Origin of the sequence: Mangrovimonas sp. CR14 (assembly GCF_011764015.1) — a bacterium.
GTDB classification, from domain to species: Bacteria; Bacteroidota; Bacteroidia; order Flavobacteriales; family Flavobacteriaceae; genus Mangrovimonas; species Mangrovimonas futianensis.
This window is the reverse complement of sequence record NZ_JAAFZY010000003.1, coordinates 378,702-394,369: the sequence shown is the minus strand read 5'-3', so window position 1 is coordinate 394,369 and position 15,668 is coordinate 378,702. Positions and strand designations below refer to the sequence as shown.

Annotated in this window: 13 protein-coding genes and 1 pseudogene; 9 read left to right on the top strand and 5 right to left on the bottom strand. The window is 36.8% G+C overall.

Going from position 1 to position 15,668, the window contains the following annotated elements; genetic code table 11:
- Window positions 1-46 precede the first annotated feature (46 nt).
- The 5 genes from GZ212_RS07765 to GZ212_RS07745 all read left to right on the top strand — a co-directional run bounded on the left by GZ212_RS07765 (window position 47) and on the right by GZ212_RS07745 (window position 5,009).
- Window positions 47-1,585 carry a YifB family Mg chelatase-like AAA ATPase gene (locus GZ212_RS07765; protein WP_166958741.1) on the top strand — a complete coding sequence of 513 codons (1,539 nt, stop codon included), beginning with the start codon at window positions 47-49 and terminating at the stop codon, window positions 1,583-1,585.
- A 45-nt stretch (window positions 1,586-1,630) separates the two neighbouring features.
- The gene (locus GZ212_RS07760) at window positions 1,631-1,972 is read left to right on the top strand and encodes a hypothetical protein (protein WP_166958739.1); all 342 of its coding nucleotides are present in this window, start codon (window positions 1,631-1,633) and stop codon (window positions 1,970-1,972) included.
- Window positions 1,973-1,981: 9 nt separating this feature from the next.
- A complete protein-coding gene (locus GZ212_RS07755; protein WP_166958737.1) occupies window positions 1,982-2,728 on the top strand; it encodes a hypothetical protein in 747 nt (248 codons plus the stop codon).
- A 4-nt stretch (window positions 2,729-2,732) separates the two neighbouring features.
- Window positions 2,733-3,455, top strand: a complete 723-nt coding sequence (locus tag GZ212_RS07750; RefSeq protein WP_166958735.1) for a hypothetical protein — start codon at window positions 2,733-2,735, stop codon at window positions 3,453-3,455.
- A gap of 663 nt (window positions 3,456-4,118) precedes the next feature.
- The gene (locus GZ212_RS07745; protein WP_240923784.1) at window positions 4,119-5,009 is read left to right on the top strand and encodes a sensor histidine kinase; all 891 of its coding nucleotides are present in this window, start codon (window positions 4,119-4,121) and stop codon (window positions 5,007-5,009) included.
- On the opposite strand, the gene GZ212_RS07740 is transcribed toward GZ212_RS07745, so the two are convergent.
- The 3 genes from GZ212_RS07740 to panB are packed head-to-tail and all read right to left on the bottom strand — an operon-like array spanning window position 4,972 to window position 6,938.
- Window positions 4,972-5,679, bottom strand: a complete 708-nt coding sequence (locus GZ212_RS07740; RefSeq protein WP_166958733.1) for an RluA family pseudouridine synthase — start codon at window positions 5,677-5,679, stop codon at window positions 4,972-4,974. The two genes, GZ212_RS07745 and GZ212_RS07740, sit on opposite strands and share 38 nt — an antisense overlap.
- 26 nt (window positions 5,680-5,705) lie before the next feature.
- A complete protein-coding gene (locus GZ212_RS07735; protein ID WP_166958731.1) occupies window positions 5,706-6,062 on the bottom strand; it encodes a four helix bundle protein in 357 nt (118 codons plus the stop codon).
- 57 nt (window positions 6,063-6,119) lie between these two features.
- Window positions 6,120-6,938 (bottom strand): 3-methyl-2-oxobutanoate hydroxymethyltransferase, encoded by an 819-nt coding sequence (gene panB / locus GZ212_RS07730; protein ID WP_053972027.1) that lies wholly within the window; start codon window positions 6,936-6,938, stop codon window positions 6,120-6,122.
- Window positions 6,939-7,060: 122 nt separating this feature from the next.
- Here panB and GZ212_RS07725 point away from each other — a divergent pair, with 122 nt between their 5' ends.
- Both GZ212_RS07725 and GZ212_RS07720 read left to right on the top strand, forming a co-directional pair.
- Window positions 7,061-7,522 (top strand): nuclear transport factor 2 family protein, encoded by a 462-nt coding sequence (locus tag GZ212_RS07725; RefSeq protein WP_166958729.1) that lies wholly within the window; start codon window positions 7,061-7,063, stop codon window positions 7,520-7,522.
- Between the two features lie 147 nt (window positions 7,523-7,669).
- Window positions 7,670-8,866, top strand: a complete 1,197-nt coding sequence (locus GZ212_RS07720; RefSeq protein ID WP_166958727.1) for an MFS transporter — start codon at window positions 7,670-7,672, stop codon at window positions 8,864-8,866.
- Between the two features lie 28 nt (window positions 8,867-8,894).
- Here the strand turns inward: GZ212_RS07720 and GZ212_RS07715 are convergent, their stop codons facing one another.
- Together GZ212_RS07715 and GZ212_RS07710 are read right to left on the bottom strand one after the other, a co-directional pair.
- A complete protein-coding gene (locus GZ212_RS07715; protein WP_166958725.1) occupies window positions 8,895-10,319 on the bottom strand; it encodes an L-serine ammonia-lyase in 1,425 nt (474 codons plus the stop codon).
- A 78-nt stretch (window positions 10,320-10,397) separates the two neighbouring features.
- Window positions 10,398-10,907: a hypothetical protein gene (locus GZ212_RS07710; protein ID WP_166958723.1), complete on the bottom strand. Its 510-nt coding sequence runs from the start codon at window positions 10,905-10,907 to the stop codon at window positions 10,398-10,400.
- Window positions 10,908-11,085: 178 nt separating this feature from the next.
- Between GZ212_RS07710 and dnaK the strand changes: the two genes are divergently transcribed.
- Together dnaK and GZ212_RS16080 are read left to right on the top strand one after the other, a co-directional pair.
- On the top strand, window positions 11,086-12,996 hold the full coding sequence (dnaK, locus tag GZ212_RS07705; protein ID WP_166958721.1) for a molecular chaperone DnaK: 1,911 nt from the start codon (window positions 11,086-11,088) through the stop codon (window positions 12,994-12,996).
- 429 nt (window positions 12,997-13,425) lie between these two features.
- Window positions 13,426-15,668, top strand: a pseudogene (locus GZ212_RS16080) (hypothetical protein); the annotation flags it as partial.

Below are 15,668 nucleotides of genomic sequence, written 5' to 3'. Positions count from 1 at the left end.
ATAATCAGCATATTTTTCTTACATTTAAACAAACCAACTTGAAAGGATGCTTAAAAAAGTTTTTGGAAGTGCAGTTTTTGGTGTCGAAGCTACTACGATAACCGTTGAGGTAAACGTTGATAGTGGCATTGGCTATCACTTGGTTGGTTTACCAGATAATGCTATTAAGGAAAGCAATTTTAGAATCGCGGCGGCACTACAAAACAATGGGTATAAAATTCCAGGAAAGAAAATCATTGTCAATATGTCACCAGCCGACTTAAGAAAGGAGGGAAGTGCTTATGATGTTACTTTGGCCATTGGAATTCTAGCGGCATCCAATCAAATTAAAACTGAAAATCTCGAGGAATATTTAATTATGGGGGAATTGTCCTTAGATGGTTCCTTGCAACCCATAAAAGGAGCTTTGCCCATAGCTGTAAAGGCAAGGGAAGAAGGGTTTAAAAATTTTATTCTCCCTATTCAAAATGCCAAGGAAGCTGCTATAGTCAATAATTTAAATGTTTATGGTGTTGAAAATATTAAGCAGGTCATAAATCACTTTGATAAAGGGGAGCCTCTTGAGCAAACTATTATTAACACTAGAGAAGAATTTTACAAAAACTTAGACTTTCCGGAACATGATTTTGCCGATGTCAAAGGACAAGAAAGTATCAAGCGTTGTATGGAAATAGCTGCTGCTGGAGGACATAATATTATTTTAATTGGTCCACCTGGGGCGGGTAAAACCATGTTGGCTAAACGTTTGCCTAGTATTTTACCACCTATGACCCTGCATGAAGCTTTGGAAACAACAAAAATTCATTCAGTTGTTGGACGGGTCAAGGAACATACCGGATTAATGGCCCAAAGGCCCTTTAGAAGTCCGCATCACACGATTTCAGACGTAGCTTTGGTAGGAGGAGGGACTTATCCCCAACCGGGTGAGATTTCCTTGGCACATAATGGTGTTCTGTTTTTGGATGAATTACCAGAGTTTAAACGTACCGTTTTGGAAGTTATGAGGCAGCCGTTGGAGGATAGGGAGGTTACTATTTCAAGAGCTAAATTTACAGTAACTTATCCATCTTCATTTATGTTGGTAGCGAGTATGAATCCCAGTCCGGGAGGTTATTTTAATGATCCTGATGCTCCGGTCACGTCATCTCCGGCTGAAATGCAAAGGTATTTAAGTAAGATATCTGGCCCGTTGTTAGACCGAATCGATATCCATATAGAAGTGACTCCAGTGCCTTTTGATAAATTATCTGATGACAGAAAGGGAGAATCTTCGGTAGATATCAGAAAACGGGTTACTGAGGCTAGGGAAATTCAGACGAAGCGCTTTGAGGCTTTTGATCATATTCATTATAATGCCCAAATGGGTACCAAACAAATTAGAAAATATTGTATATTAGATGACTCCTCTAAGAAACTACTTAAAACAGCCATGGAGCGGCTCAATTTGTCGGCACGAGCCTATGACAGGATTTTAAAGGTCGCTCGAACAATTTCAGATCTGGAAGGCGCAGATGATATTCAAGGATCCCATATTTCAGAAGCCATTCAATACCGAAGCTTGGATAGGGATGGTTGGTTGGGATAAACCAAACAAGTAAACTATTAATTAATTTTATAAAATCAATTTATTATGTACAACGGAAAGATTTCTCCAACTCAGGCCAGTGCGCTTGATACAGCTTTTGACTCTAGACACTCTGTAATTTCGTTACAAATAACAGGCACGCCAGATAACCGATCGGTGTGGTTTGATTTAGATGATTTAAAAGGATTCATTGATGATGCCCAAAAGGAACATGGTAATATGAATGGAGTTCGGGTATATCTAGGAGCCAAGTCCGATCGTGGATTGTCAACTGTATTTATGGTGCCAACAGAAAGTTCAAATGGCAACAATAAAGATATTCCAGGTGCAGATGGATTAAATAGTGGAGAACCTGGACATCCCCCAAATGCTAATTATCCGCAATAAAAATGAACAATGGGTAAATTTATTCTTGATAATTTTTTCGTCATTAATGAAGGTTTAATTGTTTTGGCCGGTTTGATAGCAGCTCTTTCTTATCCAAAGTTTAAAAAATCCCGGGTTAAATATTTTATCTATTTTTTAATATATATCGTATTTATTGAACTTCTAGGGTATTATCCCAATTATTCTGAGAAAATTAGTTGGCTGCAATGGATACCTGTATTAACCAAAGGTACCAGATTTGAAGAGAATTTACTTTGGTATACCGTGTTTTGGAATATTGGATGTGCCTTATTTGTTACTTTTTATTTTTTTAAAGTCATAGAAAATAAAAGGTTTAAGACCATAATCAAATTTGGCGGAATTTTATTTTTATTTATAAGCTCCTTAAGGTTAATGTTTAATGTGGAGGGGTATTTTACTAATGAAAGAGATAATGTCATTATTGTTGGCGGGACCCTTCAAATTATGTTATGTGTCCTGCTTTACTTTTCGGAAATTTTAATGAGTGAAAAAATCATGGCTTTTTATAAATCCTTTCATTTTTATGTGGCGGCCGCTTTTTTTGTGTTTTTTCTAATTAGAACCCCAATTACTTTTTATCAAATATATTACAATGGAACAGATACGGCTTTTGTGAATTTTAGAAGGTTTTTGATATTGTTTTGCAATGTTTTGTTGTATGTAACCTTTATTATTGCTTTGATTAAATGTAAGCCGCAAAGTCAACTCAAAGAAAATATTTCCACCAATACATAGCAGGTTGAAGGAATTCTTGGAGGGGTATTACAGTTTTTTTACCAGTGGTGTGGAAATTTTAGCTGCACTCACTGGTATTTTTACTTATAAGAAATATAAAAATGATAACACCAGATGGTTCGTTTTCTTTTTAGTAGGTGTAGCTTTATTAGAGATAATATCCATGTATCCATCTTTTATCAAAGATGATTTTATTAAAAAACATCAAGGTTCTTTATGGGGATTGATCTTGCAAAGTAATCATTGGCTTTATTCCATTTTTTGGACCTTAGGTGGTAGCTTGTTTTTTTCATATTATTTTAGATTGAATTTTCAAAATGAGAAACATAAAAGGATTGTAAAGTATTTGACGGTTTTATTCATTTTGTCTTTTGCTATTTACTATGCCACTCATTTTGAAAAACTATTTTCCGATTTTATATTTATTCCAGTAGATATATTTTCAGCAGTACTTGTTGCAACTTGTTCCATTCTATATTTAATGGAACTCATGCAATCTGATAAGATAGTTTATTTTTATCGATCCATCAATTTTTATATCAGTACGGTCATTTTAATTTGGTGGTTAATTAGTACCCCAATAAATTTCTTTAATGAGTACTTTCATATTAATGATATAGATTTTATTACCTTACAATGGCTTATATATTTAATAATAAACGTGATGATGTACCTGTCGTTTACATTTGCCTTAATCTTTTGTCAACCACGAATTAAGGATAATTGATAATTATAGAGCTTTACTATTAAAAATTTTGGAAGAATTCTTCAAAGAAAATTATGCATTTCTAACAAGATCAGTTGAGATTATAGCTGCTTTAATTGCCATCTTTAATTTTAAAAAGTTTAAAGATAGTGATGTTAAGTATTTTATCTATTTCTTAATAGCCGTGGCTGCTTTAGAATTGATAGGTAGTTATCCTTCTTATGTAGTTACATATGCCTTTTTGAGTCAGGTTAGGGTAAAATTACATGGAACTTTAATTGAAACTAATTATTGGTTATTTAATATTTTTTGGAAGTTGGGGAGTGCTTTATTTTATTCGTTTTATTTCAGGAAGATTTTGAAAACAGTACGGTTTAAGAGGATCATTTGGAGTTTGACTTTAATTTTAGTTGCCTTTTTCTTAATTTACTATGTTTTCAACATCAAGTACTTATTCACTAGGCCTTTGTACACCCCAATGGTTCTTTTGGCTTCATTTATTATTATCTTATGTACAATAATGTATTTTGTAGAAATGTTGAAATCTGAGAGTATCTTATATTTTCATAAATCAATTAATTTCTATATTAGTACAGTTGTTTTAATTTGGTGGTTAATAATTTCACCCCTTAATTTTTATAATGCGTATTTCACAACCGCCGATTGGAACTTTATTATTTTAAAATGGCAAATCTATTTAGCAGCAAATTTCTTTATGTATTCTATTTTTGGTTTTGCACTAATCTACTGCAAGCCGAACAAAGACCAGTGACTACACCTGCCCAACGCTATTTAATTGGTTATATGATTGGAGTAGTGGTTTTATTAACAGGCCTCTTTATTTTATTCTTCATAGTGTTCCAAAGGCGTAAAAATCAATTGTTGATTGATAAAATTAAACAGCAGCAAGCTTTTGATAAGGAAATGCAGCAAGCCCAAACCGAAATTCAAGAACAAACTCTTAAAAATATTGGTTGGGAATTGCACGATAATGTGGGGCAGCTTTTAGCTTATGCCAATATGCAAATGAATATGCTCAACACCCAAGTTGACGAAAAAATCAAACCAACAGTAAAGGCTACATCAGAGATCATAAAGCAGAGTTTGGAAGAGGTAAGGGCGTTATCAAAGTCCTTGAACAATGAAGCTTTGTTGAATATGGGATTAGAGAAGTCTATTAGAAATGAAGTAAAAAGATTGAGGAAAATGAAGTTTGATTTGGTTGAATTTGATGTGACTGGAGAGGTTAAACCGCTTGAAGACAAAAAGCATGAGGTCATTTTATTCAGGATATTACAGGAGTTTTTCTCTAATTCAGTCAAGTACTCTGAAGCTAAGGAGCTTCATGTTCATCTTGATTATTCACACGATAATTTGGTTATTCAGGCACGTGATAATGGTAAAGGGTTTGATATGTCCACTATCGAGATGGGTTCTGGACTTTTGAATATGAAAAGTAGGGCCGAATTGATTCAAGCCAAATTTGATTTAAAGTCTCAACCCGGTCAAGGCAGTCAATTAAATTTGATTTATTCGGTTAATTGCCCTGGCAAGCCTGCCAAAGTGGATCATTAGGAAGGGGTGCTTCAATAGCGACCCAATCTTTTTTAACAGGGTGCTCAAATTCCAGTTTTCGGGCATGAAGGTGAATGCTGGCATCTGCATTGCTTCTGTCAAAACCATATTTCAAATCTCCCTTGATAGGGCAACCAATGCTTGCCAATTGTGACCGAATTTGATGATGCCGTCCCGTTTCCAAATCAATTTCTAAAAGCGTGTAGTTATCAAGTGTCTTTAAAGTTCTATAATTCAAAATGGCTTTCTTGCCGTCTTGAATTTCTTTTGTAAAAGCTGTTGATTTATTATTCTTCGGATTCTTTTTTAACCAATGAACTAATCTGTCAGAACTTTTTTGTGGTGCTTGTTTCACCAAGGCCCAATAAGTTTTCTTGGCCTCCTTTTCGGCAAACAGTTTGTTTAATCTGGGTAGGGCCTTACTGGTTTTTGAAAAAAGCACTATGCCTGTAGTTGGACGATCTAAGCGATGTACGACACCCAGATAGACATTTCCAGGTTTGTTGTATGTTTCCTTGATGTAGCTTTTTACTACCTCACTTAAGGGCTTGTCACCAGTTTTATCCCCTTGCACGATGTCACCTGCCCGTTTGTTGACAACAATGATATGGTTGTCTTCAAAAAGTATTTGAAGGTTGTCTTTGTTAGATCTGTTAGATTTGTTAGACATGTTGAATTATTAGACCTGTTAGATATCTATGCTTGTTTTAGAGTGGTTTTGAATTTTGAAACCATTTTGATGATTTCTTGAAGTTCCTTTAGTAAATCATCCATTTCAGTTTCTTCGATGAAATTTAAATCAAACGCAATTAAAAGTTGGGTTTCTATTTCATAGGCTGACCCTAGGGTTATTTCCAAAAATCTAGAAAACTCTTTATTGGAAGATCTAGAGGAACCTTCAGCTATATTTGAAGGCAAAGATACCGATGCTCTTCGTAATTGATTTGTCAAGCCAAAGGTTTCAGATTGTGGAAATTTGGAAGTTAAATCATAAACATTTGAACAAAAGATTCTACTTCTTTTCCAAATTTCCAGTTCCTTAAATCTGTGCATGTCTAAATCTCTAAGCTATCTAATGATCTGTTTTTCTATAAATCTAACTTGTCTAATCTAGTACATCTCATTTTCATTTGGAAAATCCAGAGCTTTAACATCATCTACATATTGTGTGATGGCAGAAGTCATTTCATCATATAGGTGAAGGTATCTTCTTAAAAATCTTGGATTGAATTCATGGGTCATTCCTAACATATCATGTACCACCAATACTTGTCCGTCAACACCATTGCCAGCTCCAATACCTATAACGGGAATAGTTAACTCTTCAGCTACTTGTTTGGCTAATTTGGCTGGAATTTTTTCAAGAACAATCGCAAAGCATCCCATTTTTTCAAGTGCTTTAGCGTTTGTAATTAATTGATGGGCTTCTTCTTCCTCCTTAGCCCTTACAGTATAGGTTCCAAATTTATAAATGGATTGAGGTGTTAAACCCAAATGGCCCATGACCGGAATTCCAGCGTTTAGAATGCGTTTTATGGATTCCTTTATTTCTTTACCGCCTTCAAGTTTTACTGCATGTCCGCCGCTTTCTTTCATAATTCTAATAGCCGATCTCAAAGCTTCCTTAGGATCACTTTGATAGGACCCAAAAGGGAGGTCAACAACGACCAAGGCTCTGTCAACACCACGTATGACTGATGAGGCATGATAGATCATTTGGTCGAGGGTAATAGGTAAGGTGGTCTCATGACCGGCCATGACATTACTAGCAGAGTCACCCACTAAGATTACGTCTGTTCCTGCAGAATCCACTATTTTGGCCATGGTGTAATCATAGGCCGTTAACATGGAGATTTTTTCTCCACGTTCTTTCATCTCTTGAATAGATTTAACGGTAACGCGCTTGTATTCTTTTTTTGCGACAGACATAGATATGTATTTTAAGGGTTGTAAAATTAATAAAATAGCATGGGTTCTGTGTTAAACTTTTCTATATTTCATAAGAATGAAAGTCACATTCTACTATTTTAGTTTTCTCAATACTTTTTTATATGATTCGATTTTTACGTTACATAGCATTTTTAGTTGTTTCAGTTGCCGTTGGGCAAACTAGTAATCCTGAGTTAGAGGTTAAAAAAACAATTGACACATTTTTTGAAGGTTTCCATAAAGGGGACACCATTTTGATGAAGTCTGTTTTGAGCGATAAAATAGTTCTACAAACGGCTGTCAAAGATCGTCAAGGTAAGGACAAGCTTTTAACAGAAGAGCTTATGGAATTAACCCTAGCCATAGGTAATCGTCCTGCTGACCAAAAATGGGATGAACGATTGCTGGATTATAAAATTCAAGTAGATGGCAACATGGCTCATGCCTGGACACCTTATGAATTTTGGTTCAACGGACAGTTTAGTCATTGTGGAGTTAATTCGTTTCAACTATTCCAGGAGGACGGCGATTGGAAAATCATTTATTTAATAGATACAAGAAGGAAGCAAGGGTGTAGGGATTAAAAAATTTGGGAATATTTTGTTTGAATGACGATATCCTTTTTTATTCTATCCATGACCTTGTATTGATTGACGGGATTAATTAATTGTTAATAACTACTACATTAAGGAAAGATGCTTTAATTTTACCGCTTATTTTTCCTGAAACCAATGCTCAATAAATCCCTAAAAGCAGGTCACCAGTTGATTGCTACTATTTTGGCCTTCGCTATAGTGCCTATTTCTGGTCTAGCTACTGATATTTATATTCCTTCCATGCCCAGTATGGCGGAGTCTCTAAATCTACCTGAATCCAGCATTCAATTAACTATTAGTATTTTTTTAGTTAGTTATGGTGTGACGCAGTTTTTTGCTGGGGCCTTAATTGATGCTTTTGGAAGATATCGCCTCTCTACTTGGTCTTTATTGTTGTTTGCCATCACATTTTATATTACCGCCAAAACAGAAAATATCTATGTGATATATGCTATGAGAGTCTGTCATGGAATTTTATCAGGAGCCGTAGTGGTAGCTAAAAGAGCATTTTTTGTTGATGTTTATAAGGGCAAAGAACGCAGACATTATTTAAGTATCATGACAATTGTATGGTCTTTGGGACCTATTATCGCTCCATTTTTAGGCGGGTATCTACAAGAACATTTTGGTTGGCAAGCTAACTTTACAGCCTTGTCCATTTTTTGTGTAGTGCTTTTTGTCCTAGAAGTGTTTTTTTCTGGGGAAACGCTTAAAGAGTTTAGACCATTTAAACCAAACTTTTTGGTATCCGAATTTAAAAGCATGCTTCGGACACCAGATTTTTCTACAGCTATCCTGATGTGTGGTTTAAGTTATGGGATTGTGATTTTTTACAGTCTTACAGGTCCTTTTATTATTGAGCACTCATTAGGTTATTCGCCGATAGTTACGGGTTATGCCTCACTGGTAATGGGACTGGCTTGGATGTTTGGTGGTTTTGCGGGTAGATTTTTAATAGAGAAACCATTTATGCCCAAGTTAAGTTTTGCCAATAGTATGCAGTTGTTTGTGATTGTTGGGATGTTGGTGAGTTCTTATTGGTTGTCCAATTTAGCTACCTTGGTGGCATTTGCTTTTTTGGTGCATTTGGCAGCGGGTTTTCTGTTTAATAATTATTTTACTTATTCCTTAAGTCGTTTTCCAAATGCTGCAGGTATTGCCAGTGGTTTAGTAGGCGGAGTGACTTTTATTATTACATCGGCTATAAGTTATGCACTTGTGGCTATCCTTCAACCTTCAATTCAGCTTGGGATAGCCTCAGGCTACTTGGTAATTGGATTGATTTGTTTCTCAATTTTGTTCGTGGCTCGAAAGAGAAAATTTTTTGGATAAGAAAACAAGGAATCTTATTACAGTATGTTTAGCAATCCGTCAAATGGACACCCACTGCCAATCCACCTTCACTTGTTTCTTTGTATTTAGTATTCATGTCTTTGGCAGTCTCCCACATGGTGTTTACCACCTTGTCTAAAGGCACTTTGGCTTTAGTAGGGTCACTTTCCAAGGCGAGTTCAGCAGCATTAATAGCTTTAATGGCACCCATAGAATTTCGTTCTATACAAGGTACTTGTACCAAGCCACCAATGGGATCACAGGTCAATCCTAAGTGATGTTCCATGGCGATTTCAGCAGCCATTAATACTTGATCAGGTGTTCCACCCAACAATTCGCATAACGCACCTGCTGCCATGGCAGAGGAAACACCTATTTCTGCCTGACATCCCCCCATAGCGGCTGATATGGTAGCTCCTTTTTTAAAGATGCTACCAATTTCTCCCGCAACCAACAAGAATTTTTTAATTTGTTCAAAGTCCGCATCATGATTTTCAATCACTAGGTAGTACATCAAAACTGCTGGGATTACTCCGGCACTTCCGTTAGTTGGGGCCGTAACTACACGTCCTAATGAGGCATTAACCTCATTAACAGCTAGAGCGAAACAACTAACCCACTTAAGGATTTGTCTAAACTTGACCTCTGTTTTTCGGATAACCTGCAACCATTCTTGCGGTGAATTATATGGCAAATCACCTTTCAACTTTTCATGCATGTCAAAGGCTCTACGCCTTACTTGGAGACCACCGGGAAGTTCCCCTTCGGTATGGCAACCAATATACATGCATTCTAGCATCGTATTCCAAATGCGTTCTAGTTCTGAGTTGATACACTCCTCCTCTTTGATGGACTTTTCGTTTTCAAGAACCACTTGCGATATAGGGAGGTTTAATTCCTTACAAAACCTTAGGAGATCGGTTCCTTTTTCAACGGGGTATGGATAAGTACAATAAAAAATGATTTTATTGGCTTTGGCCGTTTTTCGTTCTTCCTGCACTACAAAACCACCACCTATGGAATAGTAGGTAGATTTATAATTGCGTCCGTTTATTTTTGCGCTAAAGGTAAGGCCGTTAGCATGGAAGGGTAGAAACTTTTTATTGAATACAATATCCGTATTGCAGTTAAAGGCAATATCAATTTCGTTATTGAATTTTAGGGTATTGGTTTTTTTTATTTGATCAACAATACCTTGAATAAGTTCAGTGGGAATCCGTTCTGGGTCCGCACCACTTAGGCCTAACATGACGGCATAATCAGTAGCATGTCCCTTGCCTGTGAGAGAGAGGGAGCCATAGAGATCTACGGATATTTTTTCAACTTTTGAAAATCTGTTTTTTTCCTTGAGCTCCTTGATCCATCTTTCTGCAGCTCTCCAAGGGCCTAAAGTGTGGGAACTCGATGGTCCCACACCTATTTTAAGCATATCAAATACCGAAATGCATTCCATTTACGAAAACGTTATCATTGGGCTGCAAAGATACATTTTGGTTGGTAAGATAAAAGGGTTTTTAAGGGTATTTGAACGTTATTTTTTGATGATTTTATCTATTTTGGCCACATTTAAGACTTCATCCAAATTGTTTACATCCAAAGCATCCACATTATCAGCTGGAACCACTACTACTCTAAAAATTTGATTTTGAGTCCATGCCGAACCTAAGGTACTAAAGTCGGTTGTGCCATCGAGAAAAAACCTTACATCTACATCTGTAAAATCATAGTTGTAAGTTAAGGTTGTTCCATCTTCAAATTCAGTAGTTTGAGGGGTTAGCCTCCAAACTTCAAAGCCTTGTGTCACTTCCCAAAGGATATAAACCAACGTTACGTCAGAAGGATATACATCAAAACCGTAGGGTTCGATATATTCATATCCATTATTAGCAGTAAAGTCAATAGCTATTTCAAAAGCACTTGCAACAAAAATTCCACCTTCTGGTCCAGGAGGTCCTTGTGGTCCGACAGGACCGGGATCCCCTTCACAAGACATGAAGAAGGCGGCTACACATAATAAAAGTAGTGATGTTAATTTTTTCATGATAAAGGTATTTTAAGTTTGTTTAAAGTTACAAATTGTTTTGATAGTCTTGACCAGGAGGTATTTTTTTAAGATATGACATCGTGTCATATTTTTTGTCATGGCATAATCATTGACTTATCCAACACGAATTAAAAAAGATTATTCAACACAATTTATAAACGTATAAAAAGGAATTATGAGTAAAATTATTGGAATCGACTTAGGAACCACCAACTCATGCGTTTCAGTAATGGAAGGTAATGAACCAGTGGTAATCCCTAACGCAGAAGGTAAGCGTACCACACCATCTGTAATCGCTTTTGTTGAAGGAGGCGAGATTAAAGTTGGTGATCCAGCAAAACGTCAGGCAGTAACCAATCCACATAAAACGGTTTACTCCATCAAGCGTTTTATGGGTAACAAATATTCTGAATCTCAAAGAGAGGCAGAACGCGTACCATATAAAGTAGTAAAAGGTGACAACGATACACCTAGAGTAGATATTGATGGTCGTTTGTATACACCTCAAGAGTTGTCAGCTATGATTCTTCAAAAAATGAAGAAAACAGCTGAAGACTATTTAGGACAAGATGTAAGTGAAGCAGTTATTACTGTTCCAGCTTACTTTAATGACTCACAACGTCAAGCTACTAAAGAGGCAGGTGAGATTGCAGGATTAAAAGTTAGAAGAATTATCAATGAACCTACTGCAGCTGCTTTAGCATATGGTTTAGATAAAAAAGGATCTGATCAAAAAATTGTAGTATTTGACTTTGGTGGTGGTACTCATGACGTGTCTATCCTAGAATTAGGAGACGGTGTATTTGAAGTATTAGCAACTGATGGTGATACCCACTTGGGAGGTGATGACGTTGATGAGAAAATTATCAACTGGCTAGCAGAAGAGTTTAAATCTGAAGAGGATATGGACTTACGTAAAGACGCTATGGCTTTGCAACGTCTTAAAGAAGCTGCTGAAAAGGCTAAGATTGAATTGTCTTCTTCATCTCAAACTGAAATCAACTTGCCTTATATCACAGCGACAGCTAGTGGACCTAAACACTTGGTAAGAACTTTAACTCGAGCTAAGTTTGAGCAATTGATTGATGATTTGGTGAAGAGAACCATCACACCATGTGAGAAAGCAATGAAAGCTGCTGGTTTAAGCAAAAATGATATTGATGAAATCATCTTAGTAGGTGGTTCTACTCGTATCCCTGCTGTTCAAGAAGCAGTTGAAAACTTCTTCGGAAAAAAACCAAGTAAAGGAGTTAACCCAGATGAGGTAGTTGCTGTGGGAGCAGGAATTCAAGGAGGTGTCTTAACAGGAGATGTTAAGGATGTACTTTTATTGGATGTTACTCCATTATCATTAGGTATTGAAACTATGGGTAATGTGATGACCAGATTGATAGAGTCAAACACAACCATTCCTACTAAGAAATCACAAGTTTTCTCAACGGCTGCAGATAATCAGCCATCAGTAGAAATTCACGTGTTGCAAGGTGAAAGACCTATGGCGGCAGACAATAAGACCATCGGACGTTTCCATTTGGATGGTATTCCACCAGCACCAAGAGGAATGCCTCAAATTGAAGTGACCTTTGATATTGATGCCAACGGTATTATTCATGTCTCTGCTACAGATAAAGCATCTGGTAAGTCTCAAGATATTCGTATTGAAGCGTCTTCAGGATTAACCGAAGATGAAATCCAAAGAATGAAGCAAGAAGCAGAAGCTAATGCAGATGCTGATGCTAAGGCTAAGGAAACTGCTGAGAAATTGAACAGTGCCGATGCTATGATTTTCCAAACAGAAAAGCAATTGAAGGAATTTGGTGATAAATTATCTGCTGATAAAAAACAACCAATTGAAGATGCTTTAGCTGAATTGAAAACGGCTTACGAATCTAAAGATTTGGCTCAAATAGATCCAGCTTTAGAGAAAATCAATGAAGCTTGGAAAGTAGCCAGTGAAGAAATGTATAAAGCGCAACAAGATGCTCAAGCCAATGGAGCTGCAGATGCCCAACCGGAAGGAAATCAAGGAGGGGAGAGCAACCAAGGTAGTGATGTAGAAGACGTAGACTTTGAAGAAGTCAAGTAGCCTGTCTTGAGCGAAGTCGAAAGATAGACTTTGAAGAAGTGAAATAATCACTGAGAATTGATAAAAATTATAAAAGCCAAAATACTTTAATAGGTATTTTGGCTTTTTTGTTTTGATTTTTAAAAAAAAATGTTAAATTCGTAATCCTTTGTTAATAAATGTTAGGAGTTTGTAATTGGTAGGATATGGAAATTTTACTTTTTTAAACTCTTACAATCCCTAAGATAAGACAGATATTCTGAATTTTTTTAGTTATCTCGATAAAGATTAATAGCTATAAAACTGGTTTCCCAAGACCTAATATATTAATCCCAAACTACCTGTTTTCATTATGACTTTTGTTAGGACAATTACTTATTAGTCCCAAACTATTCATTTTCATTATGACTTTTGTTATAAACAATGTGCTATTAATCAACAAAAGTAATCATGAAAAATTCTACCCGGCCTTCGTGGCTATTATTTAAAAAGACTCTCATTCAAAGAGTTTTTTATTGTTTCTTATTTTTTGGAGCTTTTTTATTTTCAGGTAATCAGTTGTATGCTCAGTGTTCGGAGCCTCAATGTCAAGCAGATCCTGCTGGAAATGGACCGAGCCCATGTGAGGCTAAACTTTACTGCTCCAACAGTAGTTCTACTACTAATGGAATTATAGCTTGTACACAAGCTGCCGATACAGATGGTTGTGGGGTTACAACCACGACGCCAATTTCAGGTTTTCCTAATTCTGGGTATTTATCATTGTTCTCAAATCAAATACCAGCTAATGAATCAAGTTGTTATATTGATCCAGATGATGGTCAGCCATATGATTATGTGCAGTGGATAAAGTTTGCCACTCCTGAGTTTATTAACTCCGTCAAATTACAAGGTGTAGGACAAATGGAGGCATGGACCGTATTTTATGCGGGTTCATCAGCCCCTCAAGATGTTACGAATCCGGTTGGAGACTGTAATAGCCTTATTGCTTCTTTAGATTATGTTGAAGGTGCCTGTAGTAATCAAAACCAATGGAAAACATGGATAAATGAAGATGCTGTTGTGCAAGCTGGAGTAGTCAATGTTTATTACATAGCTTTATTTTATAACCAATCAAGTGTTGAAAATGGTGGAGACATTAATTTTAAAACTAAGGATTGTGATAGTATTGATTTCTGTGTACCTGAAGTAGAATGTCCTCAAACAGATTTAACTTTTTGTGAAGGAAGTGGAGATGATAGTGATAATGGTGCTATTGAAACTTGGTTGAATGGTTTTACAAATAATGATTGTGGAAATGCATTATCTTGGACTTTAACAGGCGAAGGTATCAATACAGCGTTTGATGGATTTGCTTCAACTATAGCAGGTTTAGCAGCAGGAACCTATACCTTGACTAACTCCTTGGTAAATGGAAGTGGAGGAACAATAACTTCCTGTTCAGCTAATATTATAATATATGACAACCCAGTACCAACAGCCGTCGATCTAGCCTTATGCGATCAGGGCGTTATACAGGCAACCTTCGACCTTACATCAGCCATTACAAACGACGGTGGGGGAACAATTAGTTTCCACAACACTCAAGCAACAGCAGATAGCGGTGCACTCCCGATAGGCAATCCTACTGTATTCTTTTCTGTTTTTCAAAATAAAACAATCTATGTTCGTAGCGAGGTTGACAATGGTAACGGTAATGTTTGCTATGGCACAACAGAGTTCGATCTTACTATTTATATAAATCCATTCCCCGAAGCAAACAACTTAGAACTTTGTGAGGAGGAAGAAGGCAAAGCGACCTTCGACCTTACATCAGCCATTACAAACGACGGTGGGGGAACTCTAAGTTACCATTTATCATTGGCGGATGCACAAAATGACGAAAGCGCTATTGGTACACCAGCAAGTTATTTATCTGCTGATGATATTATATATGTGCGTAGTGAATCTGACAAAGGTGACGGTAATATATGCGTCGGAACTACGGAATTCAATATTACAGTGAACGACAACCCAGTACCAACAGCCGTCGATCTAGCCTTATGCGATCAGGGCGTTATACAGGCAACCTTCGACCTTACATCAGCCATTACAAACGACGGTGGGGGAACAATTAGTTTCCACAACACTCAAGCAACAGCAGATAGCGGTGCACTCCCGATAGGCAATCCTACTGTATTCTTTTCTGTTTTTCAAAATAAAACAATCTATGTTCGTAGCGAGGTTGACAATGGTAACGGTAATGTTTGCTATGGCACAACAGAGTTCGATCTTACTATTTATATAAATCCATTCCCCGAAGCAAACAACTTAGAACTTTGTGAGGAGGAAGAAGGCAAAGCGACCTTCGACCTTACATCAGCCATTACAAACGACGGTGGGGGAACTCTAAGTTACCATTTATCATTGGCGGATGCACAAAATGACGAAAGCGCTATTGGTACACCAGCAAGTTATTTATCTGCTGATGATATTATATATGTGCGTAGTGAATCTGACAAAGGTGACGGTAATATATGCGTCGGAACTACGGAATTCAATATTACAGTGAACGACAACCCAGAGCCATCTGTTGGAGATGCGTCAGACTGTGAGGGCGAGGACATCACCTTGGATGGTCCTTCCGGTTATGTAGGTTACAGTTGGAGTTTTGGTGGTTCCGAGGTAGGAACTTCCGAAGATTTAACGATAAC